Raw genomic sequence first — 17,650 nt, 5'->3', positions numbered from 1 at the left:
CTCAAATCTCACGAATTCCCATTTACCCCACCCGTTTCGCGTGTTATTCAATTTGCTCCTGCCGTGAACAACGGGCGCGACTCCACCGTATTCGTCTTTACCAATTCAAAGACGACGATCAGCACCAAGGAGCCACGTGGGTGGAACACCCGGCACCGTCACCGAGACCGTCCTCGCGGAGGTCCTGGCCGGTGTCGTACGCAAGGAAGTCATACCCCTCGACAGTCACTTCTTCGACGACCTGGGCGCCAACTCGTTGGTGATGGCACATTTCTGTGCCCGGGTCAGGAAACGCGAGGATCTGCCGTCGGTGTCGATGCGGGACGTCTACGGATATCCGACGATCCGCAGTCTGGCGGCGGCACTCGCCGACACACCCGAGCCCGCCGCACCGGTCGAGGCGGAGGCACCGCCGGCCGGGAGCACGGCCCGCTATCTGCTGTGCGGGGCGCTTCAGTTCATCATTTTCGCCGTGTATTGCGTGCTCGCCGGTACGGTCACGGGACAGGGTTACGAATGGGTCTCCTCCGGTTCCGGAGTGGTCCAGGTATATCTGCGGTCCGCGATATTCGGCGGCGCGGTGTTCGTCGGTGTGTGCACGGTGCCGGTGGTGGCCAAGTGGATTCTCGTGGGCCGCTGGAAAGAGACCGAGTTCCCGGTCTGGGGCCTCGCCTACGTCCGGTTCTGGACGGTCAAGGCACTGCTGCACGCCAACCCGATGATCCTGTTCGCCGGCAACCCGCTCTACGTCCTGTATCTGCGCGCCCTCGGCGCCCGGATCGGCAAGGGCGTCACGATCCTGTCCCACTCCGTACCGGTCTGCACCGACCTGCTGACCATCGGAGACGGAACGGTCATCCGCAAGGACACCTTCTTCCTCTGCTACCAGGCGCGGGCCGGCCGCATCCGCACCGGCCGGGTCACCCTCGGCAGCGAGGTGTACGTCGGTGAGAAGACCGTCCTCGACATCGGCACGGTCATGGGCGACGGGTCCCAACTCGGCCACTCCTCCGCCCTGTACGACGACGCGGCCGTCCCGGCGGGGCAGCGCGTGCACGGCTCCCCGGCCCAGCCCACGGACGTCGACTACGTCCGCGTTCCGCACGCGGACTGCTCGGCCCTGCGCCGCTTCGGCTACGGCCTCGGCGCGTTCCTGCAGATGCTGCTGGTCTACGTCCCGCTCGCGATCGGCGGCACCTACATGGTGCTGACCGTCGTCCCGGCCCTCGACCACCTGCTGGATCCGAACACCAAGGACCTCAACTCCGCCCGGTTCTACGGCGAGGCGCTGGGTCTGTCGCTCGTGGCGTTCGTCGGATTCGTCGTGCTCGGCTTCGCCGCCGTGTCGCTGCTGCCCAGGCTGCTGCGACCGCTGCTGCGCCCCGACAAGGTGTATCCGCTGTACGGCTTCCACTACTCGGTGCAGCGCGCGGTGGCGCGGATGACCAACCTGAAGTTCTTCAAGTGGCTGTGCGGGGACAGCTCGTTCATCGTCGGCTATCTGAAGGCGATCGGCTACGACCTCGGCGAGGTGGAGCAGACCGGCTCCAACTTCGGTACGGAGGTGCAGCACGAGACGCCGTATCTGGCCACGGTCGGAAGCGGCACGATGGTCGCGGACGGGCTGTCGATCGTCAACGCGGACTTCTCCAGTACGTCGTTCAGGCTGTCGCGCACCTCGATCGGGCCGCGCAACTTCCTGGGCAACAACATCGCCTACCCCTCGGGGGGCCGTACCGGCGACAACTGTCTGCTCGCCACCAAGGTGATGGTGCCGATCGACGGTGAACTCCGGGAGGGCGTGGGCCTGTTGGGCTCGCCGTGCTTCGAGATCCCGCGCTCGGTGGAGCGCGACAGCCGCTTCGACCATCTGCGCGAGGGCGACGAACTGAAGCGCCGGCTGGCCGCGAAGAACCGGTCCAACCTGCGCTCGATGGGCCTGTATCTGTTCGTGCGCTGGCTGCACTGGTTCGTGCTCACGGTGCTCGGCTTCGCCGCCGTCGACCTGTACGGGGGTGAGGGCATCGGCGGCGGGCTGCTGATCGGCGCGTCCCTGATGCTCGGGCTCGGTTTCACCGCCGGGTACTACGTGCTGGTGGAGCGGCTGGTCGGTGGATTCCGGCCGCTGGAGCCGAAGTTGTGCTCGATCTACGACCCGTACTTCTGGTGGCACGAGCGGCTGTGGAAGGTGCCGGACACCTACATCCAGGTGTTCAACGGCACGCCGTTCAAGAACCTGATCTGGCGGCTGCTGGGTGTGCGGATGGGACGCCGGGTCTTCGACGACGGCGCGTACATCACCGAGCGCACGCTGACCGCGATCGGCGACGACTGCACGCTGTCGGCGCACACGAAGGTGCAGTCGCACTCGCAGGAGGACGGCACCTTCAAGTCCGAGATGATCACCATCGGCGCCGGCTGCACCCTCGGGGTGGGTGCGCTCGTCCACTACGGCGTCTCGATGGGTGACGGGGCCGAACTGGCCGCCGACTCCTTCCTGATGAAGGGCGAGGAGATGCCGGCGCGGTCCCGGTGGGGCGGGAATCCGGCGGTGGCGCCACGGCGCGCCGGACAGCACAGGACTCCCTGACGGCTCGTGCCGCAGGGGGAAGGAAACAGGGGGGAAAGAGAACGATGGAGATCATTCCGCGGTGGACGCTCGCTCCGGTGCCCGGTGTGGCGGAGCACGAAGTGTCCCTGCCCGACGGGCTGTCGACCGAGCCCGCCGCACTGAAAGTCGCCCACGCCAAGGTCCTCGGGGCACTGTCGGGTGAACCCGCCGAGGAGGACCCGGCGGTGGAGGTGCGCGTCACCGGCCGCACACTGCGGCTGCGGTACCGCACCGACGTCCTGGACGCCGAGGCCGCCGCCCGCGTCGCGGGCTATCACGTGACCGCCCTCACCGAGCCGGACCGCCCGGTGCTGCTGTCGGACGCCGAACTCCGCTTCCAGCTGGACGAGTTGGCGGGCCCGAAGCGCGAGCTGCCGGACCGGCGGGTGCACGAGCTGTTCGAGGACATGGTGGCGGTGTGCCCGGACGCGGTCGCCGCCGTGCAGGGCGAGCGGCAGTGGACGTACCGGGAGCTCAACTCCCGGGCGAACCAGCTGAGTCGGGCGCTGCTCTCCCGGGGACTGACCCGCGAGGGTGTCGTCGCCGTGGTGCTGGAGCGGAACCTGGACTGGATGGCCGCCGTGCTCGCCGTGTTCAAGGCGGGCGGGGTGTATCTGCCCGTCGAGCCGCACTTCCCGGCCGACCGGGTGGCCAGGGTGCTCGAACGGGCCGGGTGCGAGCTGGTGTTGACCGAGCGCGGCAGCGACGGCGCGCTGGGCGACCCGACCGACCGCACGCTCTACGTCGACGAGGCGTACGCCGAGGGCCACTCGGACGGCGACCTCGGTATCGAGGTCTCGCCGGGTCAACTCGCCTACATCTACTTCACGTCGGGCTCAACGGGTGAGCCCAAGGGCGCGATGTGCGAGCACGCGGGTTTCCTCAACCATGTGTTCGCCAAGCTGGACGACCTGGGGATCGGGGCCGGGCAGGTGGTGGCGCAGACCGCGCCGCAGTGCTTCGACATCTCGCTGTGGCAGCTGGTCTGCGCGCCGCTCGTGGGCGGGCGGACGCTGCTGGTGGAGCAGGACGTGATCCTGGACGTGGCCCGGTTCGCCGACACGATCGAGGCGGGGCGCGTGAACGTGCTCCAGGTCGTGCCGTCGTATCTGGAGGCCGTGCTCGCCGAGTTGGAGCGGCAGCCGCGTGAACTCCCCGATCTGCGCTGTGTGTCGGTCACCGGGGAGGCCGTGAAGAAGGAGCTGGTGGAGCGCTGGTTCACCGCTCGGCCCGGGGTGCGGCTCGTCAACGCCTATGGCCTGACGGAGACTTCGGACGACACCAACCACGAGGTCATGGACCGGGCACCGGACGGCGACCGCGTCCCGCTCGGCCGGCCCGTCTCCAATGTGCGCGTGTACGTCGTCGACGAGGATCTGGTGCCCGTGCCGCTGGGGGCGCCCGGCGAGATCGTGTTCTCCGGTGTGTGCGTGGGCCGGGGGTACGTCAACGATCCCGAGCGGACGAAGGCGGCCTTCACCGAGGACCCGTACCGGCCCGGCGAGCGGCTGTACCGCAGCGGGGACCACGGGCGCTGGCGTCCCGACGGCAAGCTGGAGTTCCTCGGGCGCCGGGACAGCCAGGTGAAGATCCGCGGTTTCCGCGTCGAGATCGGCGAGATCGAGAACGCGCTGCTGCGGGTGGACGGGGTGCGCGACGGCGCCGTGGTCGTCGTGCGCGGGACGTCGCTGGTGGCGTTCTGCACCGGCCCGCGGCCCGTCGAGGCCGGCGCGGTGCGGTCCACGCTGGCCGAGTCGCTGCCCGCGTACATGGTGCCGTCGGTCGTGCACTGGCGGGCGTCGTTGCCGCTGACCGCCAACGGCAAGACCGACCGCAGGACGCTCACCGCGCTCGCCGGTGACCTGGACGCCGTGGGAGACGGGCCGGACACGCCCGCCGAGCGGCGGCTGGCGGCGGCCTGGGCGGTGGTGCTGGGCATCCCGGCCGACCGGATCGGCCGTCAGGACCACTTCTTCGACCGGGGCGGCACCTCGCTGGCCGCGGTGAAGCTGGCGGTCGCCCTGGACCGGGCGATCAGCCTCAAGGACGTCACCCGACACCCGGTCCTCGCGGACCTGGCCGGACTGCTGGACCCGCCCGTCTCCTCCTGAGACCCGCCGCACCCCCGGCCGAATGATCGACAGCACCACCGAAAGGAACACCGAGATGTCGCTCTCTTCCGCGACTCTGCTCAACTCCGTCGCCCTCAGCCCGGACAGCCCGCCGCTGCTGCACGCCGACGTCGGCGGCGACCCGGTCGGCTGGGCCGCCGGGCACCGTGAGGCGCTGCGGTCCGTCGTCGCCGAGCACGGCTGTGTCCTGGTCCGCGGGCTCGGCCTCGCCGACCCGGCCGGGGCCGAGACCGTCTTCCGGCGGCTCACGAACTCCCTGATGGCGGACCGGGAGCCGTTCGCGCCCCGCCGTACGTACGCCGAGGGCGTGTACTCCGCCACGAAGTGGCCGACCGACCAACCGATGTGCCAGCACCACGAGTTGAGCTACGCCCTGGAGTTCCCGGGGCTGCTGCTCTACGCGTGCCTGGAGGCGCCGACGGCGGGCGGCGCGACCCCGGTCGCCGACGCCGAGGCCGTCCTGCAGTCGCTGCCCGCGCCGCTGGTGGAGCGGTTCGAGCGGGAGGGCTGGATGCTGACGCGGACGTACCACGAGGAGATCGGGGCGTCGGTCGCCGAGGCCTTCGGCACCGACGACCGTGCCGTCGTGGAGCGCTACTGCCGCGCCCAGGGCATCGAGTTCGCCTGGCAGCACGACGGCTCGCTGCGCACCCGCCAGCACCGCGCGGCCGTCCTCCGCCACCCGGTCACCGGACGGCGCTGCTGGTTCAACCAGATCGCGTTCCTGAACGAGTGGACGATGGAACCCGAGGTCCGCGAGTACCTCGTCGACGTCTACGGCGCCGACGCGCTCCCCTTCAACACCCGCTTCGGGAACGGCGATCCGATCGACGCGGGCATCGTGACGGCCGTCAACGAGGCCTACGACCGGCATGTGCGGCGCGAGCCGTGGCGGTCCGGGGATCTGCTGCTGGTGGACAACATCCGCACCGCGCACGGCAGGGAGCCGTTCGAGGGGCCGCGCGAGGTGCTCGCCGGGCTCGGCGATCCGGTGCGCCTGAGCGACCTCGCCCCGACGGCCGGCGGGAGGGCGGCATGAGCATCGACACGCCTTCGTTCTCGGTCATCAGCGGCGAGCAGGTCCAACAGGCCCTGGCCGGGCGGGAGTCGGAGATCGGCGCCCTCGTGGAGGCCACCTACCGGCTGCACGGCGCGGGTGACTCGGTGAACCCGCCGTCGTACTTCCTGCGCTTCCCGGACCGCCCGTCGTCCCGGATCATCGCGCTGCCCGCCTCGCTCGGGGGGCCGTTGCGGGTGGACGGGCTGAAGTGGATCTCCAGTTTCCCGGGGAACACCGGGTCGGGGCTGCCCAGGGCCTCGGCGGTGCTCATCCTCAACGACCCGGACACCGGCTATCCGTATGCCTGCCTGGAGAGTTCGGTGATCAGCGCGACCCGTACGGCGAGTTCGGCGGCGCTCGCGGCCGACAAGCTCAGCCAGGGTCGTGAACGGCCGCTGCGGGTCGGGTTCGTGGGGACGGGGCTGATCGCCCGCTACATCCACACCCATCTCCGGGCCACCGGCTGGGAGTTCGAGGAGACGGGCGTCCACGACCTGTCCGCGGAGAGCGCGGAGGGGTTCCGGGGTTACCTGGAGCGGTCGGGGGCGCCGGGGCGGGTCACGGTGCACGACAAGGCCGAAGGGCTCGTCCGCTCCAGCGACCTGCTGGTGTTCGCGACGATCGCCGGCTCGCCGCACGTGCACGATCCGGCCTGGTTCGACCATCATCCGCTGGTCCTGCACGTGTCGTTGCGGGATCTCGACCCGGCGATCCTGCTCGCGTCCGCGAACTTCGTGGACGACGTCGAGCACTGCCTGAAGGCCGACACGTCACCGCACCTGGCCGAACAGGCCACCGGGGGGCGGGAGTTCATCGACGGCACGCTGGACGACGTACTGACGGGCCGGGTGAGCGTACCGACCGACCGGACCGTGGTGTTCTCGCCCTTCGGGCTCGGGGTGCTCGACCTCGCGGTCGGCAGGTTCGTCCATGACGAAGTGGTCCGACGGGGCGAACTCCACGTCGTCGACGGGTTCTTCCACGAGCTGCGCCGGTACGGCTGACGGCGATCGTGGCGCACCACTAGGGGGAGAACATGGCTGTTATTTCCGATCCCGCGGAGTTCAACGAGGACGACCTCTACGTCGACCTGCGGGCAGCACTGGAACTACCGCTCTATCTGAAGTGCGAGGGGTTCAACTTCGCCGGCTCCGTCAAACTCAAGGCCGCCACCGAGATGGTGGACGCCGCCGAGCGGGCCGGCATCCTGCGGCCCGGCTCGGTGCTGGTCGAGTCGTCGTCCGGGAACCTGGGGGTGGCACTGAGCGTGCTCGCGGCGAGCCGCGGCTACGGGTTCCTCTGCATCACCGACAGACGCTGCAACGTGCCCACGGTGCAGCTGATGGAGGCGCTCGGCAGCCGGGTCCACGTCATCGACCAGCCCGACGCGCACGGCGGCTTCCTGGGCGCCAGGATCGCGTACGTGCGGGCGCTGTGCGCCTCCGACGAGCGGTACGTGTGGCTCAACCAGTACACGAACCAAGGGAATTGGCGGGCGCACTACCGCACCACGGCACCCGCCATCGCCCGCCGGTTCCCGCAGCTGGACGTGCTGTTCGTCGGCGCCGGCACCACCGGGACGCTGATGGGCTGCGCGCGCTGGTTCTGGCAGTGGCGCCGCCGGGTGCGGATCGTCGCCGTGGACGCGGCCGGGTCGGTCACCTTCGGCGGGGAGTCCGGGCCGCGGATGATCCCGGGCCTGGGCACCAGCGTGGCGCCGCCCTTCCTCGACACGTCGTACATCGACGACGTGATCCATGTCGGGGAGCCGGACACCGTGGCGACCTGCCGCCGGCTGGCCGCGCGCGGCTTCCTGTTCGGCGGATCCACCGGCACGGTCGTCAGCGGGGCCGAGCAGTGGCTCGCCCGCAACGGCCGGCATGGCACGACAGCGGTGGCGATAGCCCCTGACCTGGGCGAACGCTATCTGGACACGGTGTATCGCACCGGCTGGCTGGAGGAGGAGATGCCCGAGACCGCGATGCTGGCGGCCATGTCCCGCTCGGCCTGACGTCGGCGGGTGGCACATGTGCCAGGGTGGATCTCCACAGCTGCCGCGCAGTGGAGATCCCGACCACCGCCGTCCCCACGGGTAGGTTCCAGCCATGGCACGCACCACCCACACCGTGACGAACCAGGCTCCCCCACTGGTCGGCTACGACGTCTTCACCGCCGACCGCGTCCTGACGGAGGCGGTCGAACGGCACACCCCGCCCGGGCTGCTGGACGAGGTCCGGGACGATCTCTCCGCGCTGGGCCGCGCCGCCGGCTCGGCCCAGCTCCAGGAGTGGGGTGCGCAGGCCAACGACAACCCCCCGGGCCTGCGCACCCACGACCGCCACGGCCACCGGATCGACGAGGTCGAGTTCCATCCGGCGTGGCACCGGCTGCTCGGCAAAGGCGTGTCGGCCGGGCTCACCGCCGCCTGGAACCGTCCCGCCGGACATGTGCGGCGGGCCGCCGGGTTCCTCATCTGGACCCAGGTCGAGGCGGGCAACTGCTGCCCCCTGTCGATGACGCACGCGGCGGTCCCCGCCCTGCGCGCCGACCCCGCGCTCGCCGCCGAGTGGGAGCCCCGGCTCACCTCCATGGTCTACGACCGTGAGCTGCGGCCCGCCCATCTCAAGGCCGGAGCGGTCTTCGGGATGGGCATGACGGAGAAGCAGGGCGGCAGCGACGTCCGCGCCAACACGACTCAGGCGCGCCCGCTCGCCGAGGACGGGACGTACGAGCTGACCGGCCACAAGTGGTTCTGCTCGGCGCCCATGTCCGACGGTTTCCTCGTGCTGGCGCAGGCACCGGGCGGGCTCACCTGCTTCCTGGTCCCGAGGGTGCTGGCGGACGGCACCCGCAACGTGTTCCTCATCCAGCGCCTCAAGGACAAGCTCGGCAACCGCTCGAACGCCTCCGCCGAGGTCGAGTTCGACGGCACCTGGGCGCGCCGGGTCGGCGACGAGGGCGCCGGGGTGCGGACCATCATCGGGATGGTCGCGGCGACCCGGCTCGACTGTGTGCTCGGCTCGGCGGGACTGATGCGGCAGGCCGTCGCGCAGGCGGTCCATCATGCCGCCCACCGCGAGGCGTTCGGCGGCAAGCTGTTCGACAAGCCGCTGATGCGCAACGTGCTGGCCGACCTCGCCCTGGAGTCGGAGGCGGCCACCACCCTCGCGCTGCGGCTCGCGGCGGCCTACGACGACGGAGGCGAACAGGAGCTGGCGTTCCTGCGGTTGGCGGTCCCGGCCGCCAAGTACTGGGTGACCAAGCGCTGTTCACCGGTCGCGGTCGAGGCGGCCGAGTGCCTGGGCGGCAACGGATACGTCGAGGAGTCCGGACTGCCGCGCCTGGTACGGGAATCACCGCTCAACTCGATCTGGGAGGGCGCCGGGAACATCCAAGCCCTGGACGTCCTGCGGGCGTTGCAGCGTGAGCCGCAGGCGCTGAACGCCTTCCTCGTGGAGGTCGGCCGGGTGCGCGGCGCCGATCACCGGCTGGACGGGGCGATGAAGAACCTGCTCGCCGAGTTCGCGGATCTGGACGGCATCGAGGGCCGCGCCCGGCGCGTGGTCGAGCGGATGGCGCTGGTGCTGCAGGGGGCGCTGCTCGTGCGGCACGCTCCGCCAGAGGTCGCCGACGCGTTCTGCGCCTCGCGGCTGGGCGGCGACTGGGGCTCCGCGTTCGGCACCCTGCCGCCGAGCCTCGACCTCACGTCGATCGCGGAACGGGCCCGGCCGACGGTTTGAGCCAACACCGGCACAACGCGAGGGTGGTGCTGCGCCGACACGGCACCACCCTCGCAGCTGGGACAAGTTTCAGACACCGTACGGCTGTTCACCAGGGTTGCAGAGGGTTGCAACTTGGCCGCTTCTGTGTCCGGACTGTCTCCCTCCGTCACCGCGGAGCGGCACTATGAGACCAACAGTCGATACGAGGCCGACAGTCGGTACACGACCGACAGCCGGCATGAGAACACCAGTCGACACGAGTTCAGCAGTCGACACGGGACCGGAGAGAAGGACCCATGGCGAACCCGCCGGCCGGACTGCCGCGGCGCACCACCGTCGACGCGGCGCGGACGGCCCGGATGCTGAGCGACGCCCGGTACGCCACGCCCTTCGGACAGCGCGCCCGCCCCGCTCCGCGCCCGGTGATCGAGGAGTCCTGGGAGCGCGCGTTACGCGGCGGGAGCCGCCCCGACCACGATCTGCGCACCGGGCTGCTCTCCCGTGAGGAGGTCGAACGGCGGCGCGGCACAAGCCCGTTGAGGCACGTCCTGCCGGTGCTGCGCGAGGGCCTGGTGTCGGTCGCGGACGCCGCCCACCACATCGTGCTGGTCGCCGACGACGAGGGCCGCGCGCTGTGGCGGGAGGGCAGCGCCGCCGTGTTGCGCAAGGCCGACGAGGCCGGCATCGAGGTCGGCACCGACTGGCGCGAGGACGTCATCGGCACCAACGGCGTGGGCACCCCGGCGGTCGTCCGGCGGCCGGTGCAGGTCTTCGCCGGCGAGCATCTCTCGCGCGCGCTGGCCTCGTTCACCTGCGCGGGCGCCCCGATCACCGACCCCAGGGACGGCCGGCTGATCGGTGTCGTCGATGTCAGCGGCCCGCTGGAGACCATGCACCCGGCCACCCTCGCCTGGGTCGACTCGGTGGCCAAACTCGCCGAGGCCCGGCTGCGCGAGCTGCACCTGACCTCGCTGGAGCGGCTGCGCGCGGTGGCGGCGCCGATCCTGCCCCGCATCGGCGGACAGGCCCTGGTGGTGGACCGGGACGGCTGGACGGCCGCGGTCACCGGAATGCCGTACGTGAAGCGGATCGCGCTGCCCAAGTCGCCCTCCGGGGGCCGCCGTTGGCTGCCGTCGCTCGGGCTGTGCTCCCTGGAGCCGCTGGCCGGGGGCTGGCTGGTCCGCGCCGCCGACGAACCGGTGCCCGGCACCGCCCGGATCGTCCTCGACCTCGCGCAGCCGCGCCGCTGGTCGGTGACGGTCTACGGCAGCGCGGGCTCCTGGACCCACGAACTGAGCCCGCGGCACGCCGAGTTGCTCTACCTCCTGGCCCTGCACCGCGCCGGCCGCAGCGCCGCCGCCCTGGCCGAGGACATGTTCGGCGACCCCGGCCGCACGGTCACGGTGCGTGCGGAGATGTCCCGGGTACGGCGCTATCTCGGGGCGCTCCTGGAGCACCGGCCGTACCGCTTCCGCGAGGACGCCGAGGTCGAGGTGCTGCTGCCGGACGACCCGCGCGAGCTGCTGCCGCACTCGACGGCACCCGGGGTGACCAGCGGACGGACGTCGGCCCAAGTGCCGTAGCGGAGAAGTCGGTTTGGCTGTCGCGGCGGGCACGCGAGGGCGCGGCCGGGGGCGGAGGCGCGGGTCAGGGCGGTGTGGTGGACAGGTGGCGCAAAAGGCGCGTCCGGCTGCATCTTCCGCATATTTGCGGGGTCTTACCCATGGGGCGGCCATGACTGCCGTAGCATCCCTCTACGGGCCACCCCACCTGCTCCCTGGTCAACGCACGGATCACCAGGCGCAGTTGGCTCGCCTCGGGAGGACACTATGAGTGCACGTGGGCGACACCGCCGGCGCAAGCGGGGCAGGGCGCTGCGCGCCGTGCTGACCGGGGCCGCGCTCGGCCTCACCGCGGCCGCGACGATGATCAGCGCCTCGCAGGCGACGGTCGGTTCCGATCCCGGGGCGCTGAAGCCTCTCACCTCGGCCTCCGACCTCGGCGCGTTGCAGCTGCGGGAGCACCTGGAGCCACAGCGGTCCCTGGACCGGCTCTCCTCGGCGATGGGACGCCCGGTCGGCGTCGACACCGTCCTGAAGAGCGCCGACCACACCCTGCGCGACGCCGCCGACTGCACGACCGACGAGAAGTCGGCGCTGCCCGTCGAACCGGCGGCCACGCGCGCGTACTGCTGGGACAGCGGCGACGCGGCCGACCCGGCCTGGACGCCCCGCTCGGTGACCACCTCGGGCGACGCCGACGAGGACGGCTGGTGGGGCTCGAACCGGGTGATCCTCTCCGGCTGGAGCGCGACCACCCGCGGCCTGGCCAAGGTCGCCTTCGTGAACGCGGCCGACACCGCGCACCTCAGCTACACCTGGGCCCTCCTCGCCGTACCGACCGATGGCGGCCGTGACTATCGCGGGCTCGCCTCCAAGATCTCCGGAATGGTCTGGTACGAGGACAAACTCCTGGTCACCACCACGACCGGGACACGTGACGCGCTGTACGTGTACGACATGAACCGCATCCAGCGCACCACGGTGACGGCCGGCGCGGTCGGCCGGGTGCGGGACGGCTGGTCGGCGGCCGGGTACCGGTACGTACTGCCCGCGGTCGGGTCGTACCGGCTGAGCGGCGACAAGACGGCCGTACGGCCCGTGGGTCTGTCCCTCGACCGGAGCACGGTGCCGGACAGTCTGGTCGCGAGCGGGGACAAGCGGCTGTGGCGGTACTCCTTCAGCGGGGATCCCGCGCGTCCGGGGCTGCTCGCCACCGACTCGGCGGGGCGCGCGAGCGCCGACGAGGCCTACGCGACGAAGGTCGACGGCGCCGGGGGCGTCCTCGCGAACGGGTCCGCCTGGTACGTGGGCGGCGCTGCCGGTCCGGAAGGCGGCCGGGGCTCGATGTGGCGTCAGGACGAGCACGGCGCCAAGGCCACCGAATGCGGGGCCGACGAGACGCACCAGTGCTGGGGCCCGCAGACCGACTCCCTCTCCTACTGGCAGGAGACCGGCGAGGTCTGGTCGGTGTCCGGACGGATGCTGTTCGCACTCCCGCTCAACTCGATCGACAGCTCGCTCGGTTGATCAGCTGATCGACAGATCCCCTGACCGGATGATTCCCTGGCGGGCATGACGAACATGCCGGTGACCACCTGGTCCCTGGAGCAGACCGACCCGAGCGACCTCCTCCCGGCCATCGCGCCGGACGGGGACGTGCGGATCGCCCGCTCCGAGGTGCCCTCCCCCGAGTTCAGCCGCTATCTGTACGCGTCCGTGGGCGGGGACATCCTCTGGATCGACCGGCTGCACTGGACGTTCGCGCAGTGGCAGGAGCACCTGGACCGGCCGGGCGTGGAGACCTGGGTCGTGTACGACCGGGGCACGCCCGGCGGGTACGTGGAACTGGAGCCGCAGGACGACGGCGTCGTCGAGATCGTCTACTTCGGTCTGATCCCCGCCTTCCGCGGCCGCCGCCTCGGCGGCCACCTCCTCTCCTACGGCGCGGCCCGCGCCTGGGACCTCGCCGACCGCTGGCCCGGGCGGGCGCCGACCAAGCGGGTCTGGCTGCATACGTGCAGCCTGGACGGGGTGCACGCGATGGACAACTACCAGCGCCGGGGCTTCAAGCTCTTCGACACGCAGGTCGAGGAGGTGACGCAGGCACCCACTCCGGGCCCCTGGCCGGGGGCCTACCGCGTCTGACCTGCGCCGACAAGACAGCGTGCGCGGCTTGTGACCGATGACACCCTCGTCTCACATAGCGGGACCAGGGTGTCCGCATGGCGGACGAAGCTGGACTGTGTCCAGAACGCCGTGACACGCTTCCGTCATGTCCGGAACTGGAATTGCCTTGGTGAGTCGACGTCACGTCGACCTCGGCCGCATGTCCAGCGCCATCTGTCCGGCGGGCTAGCCGAGCCGCAGCACCGCCGGTTTTCCCCGTATCTGCCTCATACTGCGCAAAGACGCGCGCGTATGCCCGCATGCGCCCGTACACGCAGGTCAGAGCCGATCACCCGCCTGTCCCGGAGGACGTAGAAACATGGCCGCCACCCCCGAGAACCCTGCAGCCGCAGCGCCCCGCCGCAAGGTGAGCCGTCACCGCGGTGAGGGTCAGTGGGCCGCCGGACACTTCACCCCCCTGAACGGCAACGAGCAGTTCAAGAAGGACGACGACGGTCTCAATGTGCGGACACGCATTGAGACGATCTACTCCAAGCGCGGGTTCGACTCGATCGACCCGAACGACCTCCGCGGCCGTATGCGCTGGTGGGGGCTGTACACCCAGCGCAAGCCCGGGATCGACGGCGGCAAGACCGCGATCCTGGAGCCGGAGGAACTGGACGACAAGTACTTCATGCTGCGCGTCCGGATCGACGGCGGCCGGCTGACCACGGACCAGCTCCGCGTGATCGGCGAGATCTCGCAGGAGTTCGCGCGCGGCACGGCCGACCTCACCGACCGGCAGAACGTGCAGTACCACTGGATCCGCATCGAGGACGTGCCCGAGATCTGGAACCGCCTGGAGGCGGTCGGTCTCTCCACCACCGAGGCCTGCGGCGACACGCCCCGTGTGATTCTCGGCTCGCCCGTCGCGGGCATCGCCGAGGACGAGATCATCGACGGCACTCCGGCGATCGACGAGATCCACAGCCGCTACATCGGCACCAAGGAATTCTCCAACCTGCCGCGCAAGTTCAAGACGGCGATCTCCGGCTCCCCGCTCCTCGACGTCGCCCACGAGATCAACGACATCGCGTTCGTCGGCGTGAACCACCCCGAGCACGGCCCCGGCTTCGACCTGTGGGTCGGCGGCGGTCTGTCCACCAACCCGAAGATCGGCGTCCGGCTCGGCGCCTGGGTCCCGCTGGACGAGGTCCCGGACGTCTGGGCCGGCGTGATCGGCATCTTCCGCGACTACGGCTACCGGCGGCTGCGCACCCGTGCCCGCCTGAAGTTCCTCGTCGCCGACTGGGGCCAGGAGAAGTTCCGCCAGGTCCTGGAGGAGGAATACCTCAAGCGCAAGCTGGTCGACGGCCCCGCCCCCGCCCAGCCGGTCGCCCGCTGGCGCGACCACGTCGGCGTCCACCGCCAGCAGGACGGCCTCTTCTACGTCGGTTTCGCCCCGCGCGTCGGCCGCGTCGACGGCACCACGCTCACGAAGATCGCCGAACTGGCCCAGGCGCACGGCTCGGGCCGGCTGCGCACGACGGTCGAGCAGAAGATGATCGTGCTCGATGTCGAGGAAGGGCAGATCGACTCCCTGGTCGAGGGTCTCGAAGCGCTCGGCCTCACCGCCAAGCCCTCCCCCTTCCGGCGCGGCACCATGGCCTGCACCGGCATCGAGTACTGCAAGCTCGCGATCGTCGAGACCAAGCAGCGCGGCATCACGCTCATCGACGAACTGGAGCGCCGCATCCCGGAGTTCGACGAGCCGATCACCATCAACATCAATGGCTGCCCGAACGCCTGCGCCCGTATCCAGGTCGCGGACATCGGTCTCAAGGGCCAGTTGGTCCTCAACGACCAGGGCGAGCAGGTCGAGGGCTTCCAGGTGCACCTCGGCGGCGCCCTCGGTCTGGAGGCCGGCTTCGGCCGCAAGGTCCGTGGCCTGAAGGTCACTTCGGAGGAACTGCCCGACTACGTCGAGCGGGTCCTCACCCGGTTCCAGCAGGAGCGCGAGGACGGTGAGCGGTTCGCCGCCTGGGCCACGCGCGCCAGTGAGGAGTCCCTCACGTGAGCGAGCGGGCCGCCCCCTTCTACTGCCCCTACTGCGGCGACGAGGACCTGCGTCCGAGCGAGCAGGGTCATGGCGCGTGGGAATGCGCGGCATGCAATCGGGCCTTTCAGCTGAAGTTCCTCGGGCTCCTCGCCCGGGGGCTCCGGCAGACCGACGCAGGGGGAGACGAGATATGACGACGACTCAGAAAGCGCGCCCCACCGACGACTTGAAAGCCCTGGCCGAGCAGGCGGGCCGCGATCTGGAGGACGCCTCCGCGCTGGAGATCCTCCAGTGGGCGGTGCGGACCTTCGGCAAGCAGTTCTGTGTGACCTCCTCGATGGAGGACGCGGTGGTCGCCCACCTCGCCTCCCGCGCGATGCCCGGCGTCGACGTGGTGTTCCTCGACACCGGCTACCACTTCCCCGAGACCATCGGCACCCGTGACGCGGTCGAGGCCGTGATGGACGTCAACGTCATCACGCTCACCCCGCGCCAGACCGTCGCCGAGCAGGACGCCGAGTACGGACCCCGACTGCACGACCGGGACCCGGACTTGTGCTGCAAGCTGCGCAAGGTCCAGCCGCTGGAGCAGGGCCTGACCAAGTACGCGGCCTGGGCGACCGGGCTGCGCCGCGACGAGTCCCCGACCCGGGCGAACACCCCGGTCGTCGGCTGGGACGAGAAGCGCCAGAAGGTCAAGGTCTCCCCCATCGCCCGCTGGACCCAGGACGACGTGGACGCGTACGTCGCCGAACACGGCGTGCTGACCAACCCGTTGCTGATGGACGGCTACGCGTCCGTCGGCTGCGCGCCCTGCACCCGCCGGGTCCTGGAGGGCGAGGACGCGCGTGCCGGCCGCTGGGCGGGACGCGGGAAGACCGAGTGCGGGCTGCACGAATGACCATCACCGAGAAGGAGTCGCACGTGACGACCGGAGCCACCGTCTGGCTCACCGGACTGCCGAGTGCCGGCAAGACCACCATCGCGTACGAGCTGGCCGGCCGGCTGCGCGAGGAGGGCCGGCTCGTCGAGGTGCTCGACGGCGACGAGATCCGCGAGTTCATCTCGGCGGGCCTCGGCTTCAGCCGCGAGGACCGGCACACCAACGTGCAGCGCATCGGCTTCCTGGCCGAACTGCTCGCCCGCAACGGCGTGTTGGCGCTCGTCCCGGTCATCGCGCCGTACGCCGACAGCCGCGAGGCCGTCCGCAAGCGGCACCAGGAGAGCGGCGCCGCCTACGTCGAGGTGCATGTGGCGACCCCGGTCGACGTGTGCTCCGTACGCGATGTGAAGGGTCTCTACGCCAAGCAGGCCGCCGGTGAACTGACCGGGCTCACCGGGGTCGACGACCCGTACGAGGAGCCCGAGTCGCCGGATCTGCGGATCGAGTCGCAGGACCAGACCGTGCAGGAGTCGGCGGCGGCACTTCACGCGCTGCTCACCGAGAGGGGACTGGCATGACCGCGACCGTCGCCAAGGCCGAGGACGGTACGGACACGCCGTACGCCCTCTCGCACCTGGACGCTCTTGAGTCCGAGGCGGTGCACATCTTCCGTGAGGTGGCGGGTGAGTTCGAGCGGCCGGTGATCCTGTTCTCCGGCGGCAAGGACTCCATCGTGATGCTGCACCTCGCGCTGAAGGCGTTCGCGCCCGCGCCGGTGCCGTTCTCGCTGCTGCATGTGGACACCGGACACAACTTCCCCGAGGTCCTTGAGTACCGCGACCGTGTGGTCGCCGCACATGGACTCCGCCTCCATGTGGCCTCCGTACAGGACTACATCGACCGCGGTGTGCTGCGTGAACGCCCCGACGGGACGCGGAATCCGCTCCAGACCGTGCCGTTGACCGAGAAGATCCAGAGCGAGAAGTTCGACGCGGTCTTCGGCGGCGGTCGTAGGGACGAGGAGAAGGCGCGCGCCAAGGAGCGGGTGTTCAGCCTTCGGGACGAGTTCTCGCAGTGGGACCCGCGACGGCAGCGGCCCGAGCTGTGGAATCTGTACAACGGGCGGCACGCGGCCGGTGAGCACGTCCGCGTGTTCCCGCTCTCCAACTGGACCGAGCTGGACGTCTGGCAGTACATCGCCCGTGAGGGCATCGAGCTGCCCGAGATCTACTTCGCGCACGAGCGTGAGGTGTTCGCGCGGGACGGCATGTGGCTGACCGCCGGTGAGTGGGGCGGGCCGAAGGCGGGCGAGACCGTGGAGAAGCGGCTCGTCCGGTACCGGACCGTCGGTGACATGTCGTGCACGGGCGCCGTCGACTCCGACGCGGTGACGCTGGAGCAGGTCATCACCGAGATCGCCGCGTCCCGGCTGACCGAGCGGGGCGCGACGCGTGCCGACGACAAGATGTCCGAGGCCGCGATGGAAGACCGCAAGCGCGAGGGGTACTTCTAACC

At 70.5% G+C, this 17,650-nt stretch carries 15 protein-coding genes; all 15 read left to right on the top strand.

Annotated elements, in window-relative coordinates:
• The first annotated feature begins 136 nt into the window (after positions 1-136).
• The gene (locus tag R2B38_RS33330) at positions 137-2,590 is read left to right on the top strand and encodes a Pls/PosA family non-ribosomal peptide synthetase (RefSeq protein WP_318019524.1); all 2,454 of its coding nucleotides are present in this window, start codon (positions 137-139) and stop codon (positions 2,588-2,590) included.
• A gap of 44 nt (positions 2,591-2,634) precedes the next feature.
• Positions 2,635-4,722, top strand: a complete 2,088-nt coding sequence (locus tag R2B38_RS33325; RefSeq protein ID WP_318019523.1) for a non-ribosomal peptide synthetase — start codon at positions 2,635-2,637, stop codon at positions 4,720-4,722.
• Positions 4,723-4,777: 55 nt separating this feature from the next.
• Positions 4,778-5,782, top strand: coding sequence for a TauD/TfdA family dioxygenase (locus R2B38_RS33320; RefSeq protein WP_318019522.1), 1,005 nt, complete (start codon positions 4,778-4,780; stop codon positions 5,780-5,782).
• Positions 5,779-6,807, top strand: a complete 1,029-nt coding sequence (gene sbnB / locus R2B38_RS33315) for a 2,3-diaminopropionate biosynthesis protein SbnB (protein ID WP_318019521.1) — start codon at positions 5,779-5,781, stop codon at positions 6,805-6,807. Before R2B38_RS33320 ends, sbnB begins: the two co-directional genes overlap by 4 nt.
• Before the next feature lie 32 nt (positions 6,808-6,839).
• Positions 6,840-7,814 (top strand): 2,3-diaminopropionate biosynthesis protein SbnA, encoded by a 975-nt coding sequence (gene sbnA / locus R2B38_RS33310; protein WP_318019520.1) that lies wholly within the window; start codon positions 6,840-6,842, stop codon positions 7,812-7,814.
• Positions 7,815-7,908: 94 nt separating this feature from the next.
• A complete protein-coding gene (locus R2B38_RS33305; RefSeq protein ID WP_318019519.1) occupies positions 7,909-9,543 on the top strand; it encodes an acyl-CoA dehydrogenase family protein in 1,635 nt (544 codons plus the stop codon).
• A 278-nt stretch (positions 9,544-9,821) separates the two neighbouring features.
• A complete protein-coding gene (locus tag R2B38_RS33300) occupies positions 9,822-11,108 on the top strand; it encodes a helix-turn-helix domain-containing protein (RefSeq protein ID WP_318019518.1) in 1,287 nt (428 codons plus the stop codon).
• A gap of 246 nt (positions 11,109-11,354) precedes the next feature.
• Positions 11,355-12,614, top strand: coding sequence for a hypothetical protein (locus R2B38_RS33295; RefSeq protein WP_318019517.1), 1,260 nt, complete (start codon positions 11,355-11,357; stop codon positions 12,612-12,614).
• A gap of 45 nt (positions 12,615-12,659) precedes the next feature.
• Positions 12,660-13,232, top strand: a complete 573-nt coding sequence (locus R2B38_RS33290) for a GNAT family N-acetyltransferase (RefSeq protein ID WP_318019516.1) — start codon at positions 12,660-12,662, stop codon at positions 13,230-13,232.
• Positions 13,233-13,359: 127 nt separating this feature from the next.
• Complete coding sequence (locus tag R2B38_RS33285; RefSeq protein WP_309500612.1) at positions 13,360-13,443, top strand: putative leader peptide; 84 nt, start codon at positions 13,360-13,362, stop codon at positions 13,441-13,443.
• Between the two features lie 129 nt (positions 13,444-13,572).
• Positions 13,573-15,270 carry a nitrite/sulfite reductase gene (locus R2B38_RS33280; protein WP_318019515.1) on the top strand — a complete coding sequence of 566 codons (1,698 nt, stop codon included), beginning with the start codon at positions 13,573-13,575 and terminating at the stop codon, positions 15,268-15,270.
• Complete coding sequence (locus tag R2B38_RS33275; RefSeq protein ID WP_033281522.1) at positions 15,267-15,446, top strand: hypothetical protein; 180 nt, start codon at positions 15,267-15,269, stop codon at positions 15,444-15,446. The genes R2B38_RS33280 and R2B38_RS33275 overlap by 4 nt, the downstream gene beginning before the upstream one ends.
• The gene (locus R2B38_RS33270) at positions 15,443-16,153 is read left to right on the top strand and encodes a phosphoadenylyl-sulfate reductase (protein ID WP_318019514.1); all 711 of its coding nucleotides are present in this window, start codon (positions 15,443-15,445) and stop codon (positions 16,151-16,153) included. Before R2B38_RS33275 ends, R2B38_RS33270 begins: the two co-directional genes overlap by 4 nt.
• Entirely contained in the window at positions 16,150-16,713 is a 564-nt protein-coding gene (cysC, locus tag R2B38_RS33265; RefSeq protein ID WP_318019513.1) for an adenylyl-sulfate kinase, read from the top strand. Before R2B38_RS33270 ends, cysC begins: the two co-directional genes overlap by 4 nt.
• On the top strand, positions 16,710-17,648 hold the full coding sequence (gene cysD / locus R2B38_RS33260) for a sulfate adenylyltransferase subunit CysD (RefSeq protein ID WP_318019512.1): 939 nt from the start codon (positions 16,710-16,712) through the stop codon (positions 17,646-17,648). The genes cysC and cysD overlap by 4 nt, the downstream gene beginning before the upstream one ends.
• Positions 17,649-17,650: the final 2 nt, after the last annotated feature.

The organism is Streptomyces sp. N50 (assembly GCF_033335955.1).
Classification (GTDB): Bacteria; Actinomycetota; Actinomycetes; order Streptomycetales; family Streptomycetaceae; genus Streptomyces.
This window is presented reverse-complemented; position numbering and strand designations above follow the sequence as displayed.

Coding starts and splice junctions, on each gene's coding strand:
- R2B38_RS33300 (WP_318019518.1), top strand. CDS start 9,822: ATGGCGAACCCGCCGGCCGGACTGCCGCGGCGCACCACCGTCGACGCG.
- cysC (WP_318019513.1), top strand. CDS start 16,150: ATGACCATCACCGAGAAGGAGTCGCACGTGACGACCGGAGCCACCGTC.
- R2B38_RS33320 (WP_318019522.1), top strand. CDS start 4,778: ATGTCGCTCTCTTCCGCGACTCTGCTCAACTCCGTCGCCCTCAGCCCG.
- R2B38_RS33270 (WP_318019514.1), top strand. CDS start 15,443: ATGACGACGACTCAGAAAGCGCGCCCCACCGACGACTTGAAAGCCCTG.
- R2B38_RS33325 (WP_318019523.1), top strand. CDS start 2,635: ATGGAGATCATTCCGCGGTGGACGCTCGCTCCGGTGCCCGGTGTGGCG.
- R2B38_RS33305 (WP_318019519.1), top strand. CDS start 7,909: ATGGCACGCACCACCCACACCGTGACGAACCAGGCTCCCCCACTGGTC.
- R2B38_RS33285 (WP_309500612.1), top strand. CDS start 13,360: ATGTCCGGAACTGGAATTGCCTTGGTGAGTCGACGTCACGTCGACCTC.
- R2B38_RS33290 (WP_318019516.1), top strand. CDS start 12,660: ATGACGAACATGCCGGTGACCACCTGGTCCCTGGAGCAGACCGACCCG.
- R2B38_RS33280 (WP_318019515.1), top strand. CDS start 13,573: ATGGCCGCCACCCCCGAGAACCCTGCAGCCGCAGCGCCCCGCCGCAAG.
- sbnA (WP_318019520.1), top strand. CDS start 6,840: ATGGCTGTTATTTCCGATCCCGCGGAGTTCAACGAGGACGACCTCTAC.
- sbnB (WP_318019521.1), top strand. CDS start 5,779: ATGAGCATCGACACGCCTTCGTTCTCGGTCATCAGCGGCGAGCAGGTC.
- cysD (WP_318019512.1), top strand. CDS start 16,710: ATGACCGCGACCGTCGCCAAGGCCGAGGACGGTACGGACACGCCGTAC.
- R2B38_RS33295 (WP_318019517.1), top strand. CDS start 11,355: ATGAGTGCACGTGGGCGACACCGCCGGCGCAAGCGGGGCAGGGCGCTG.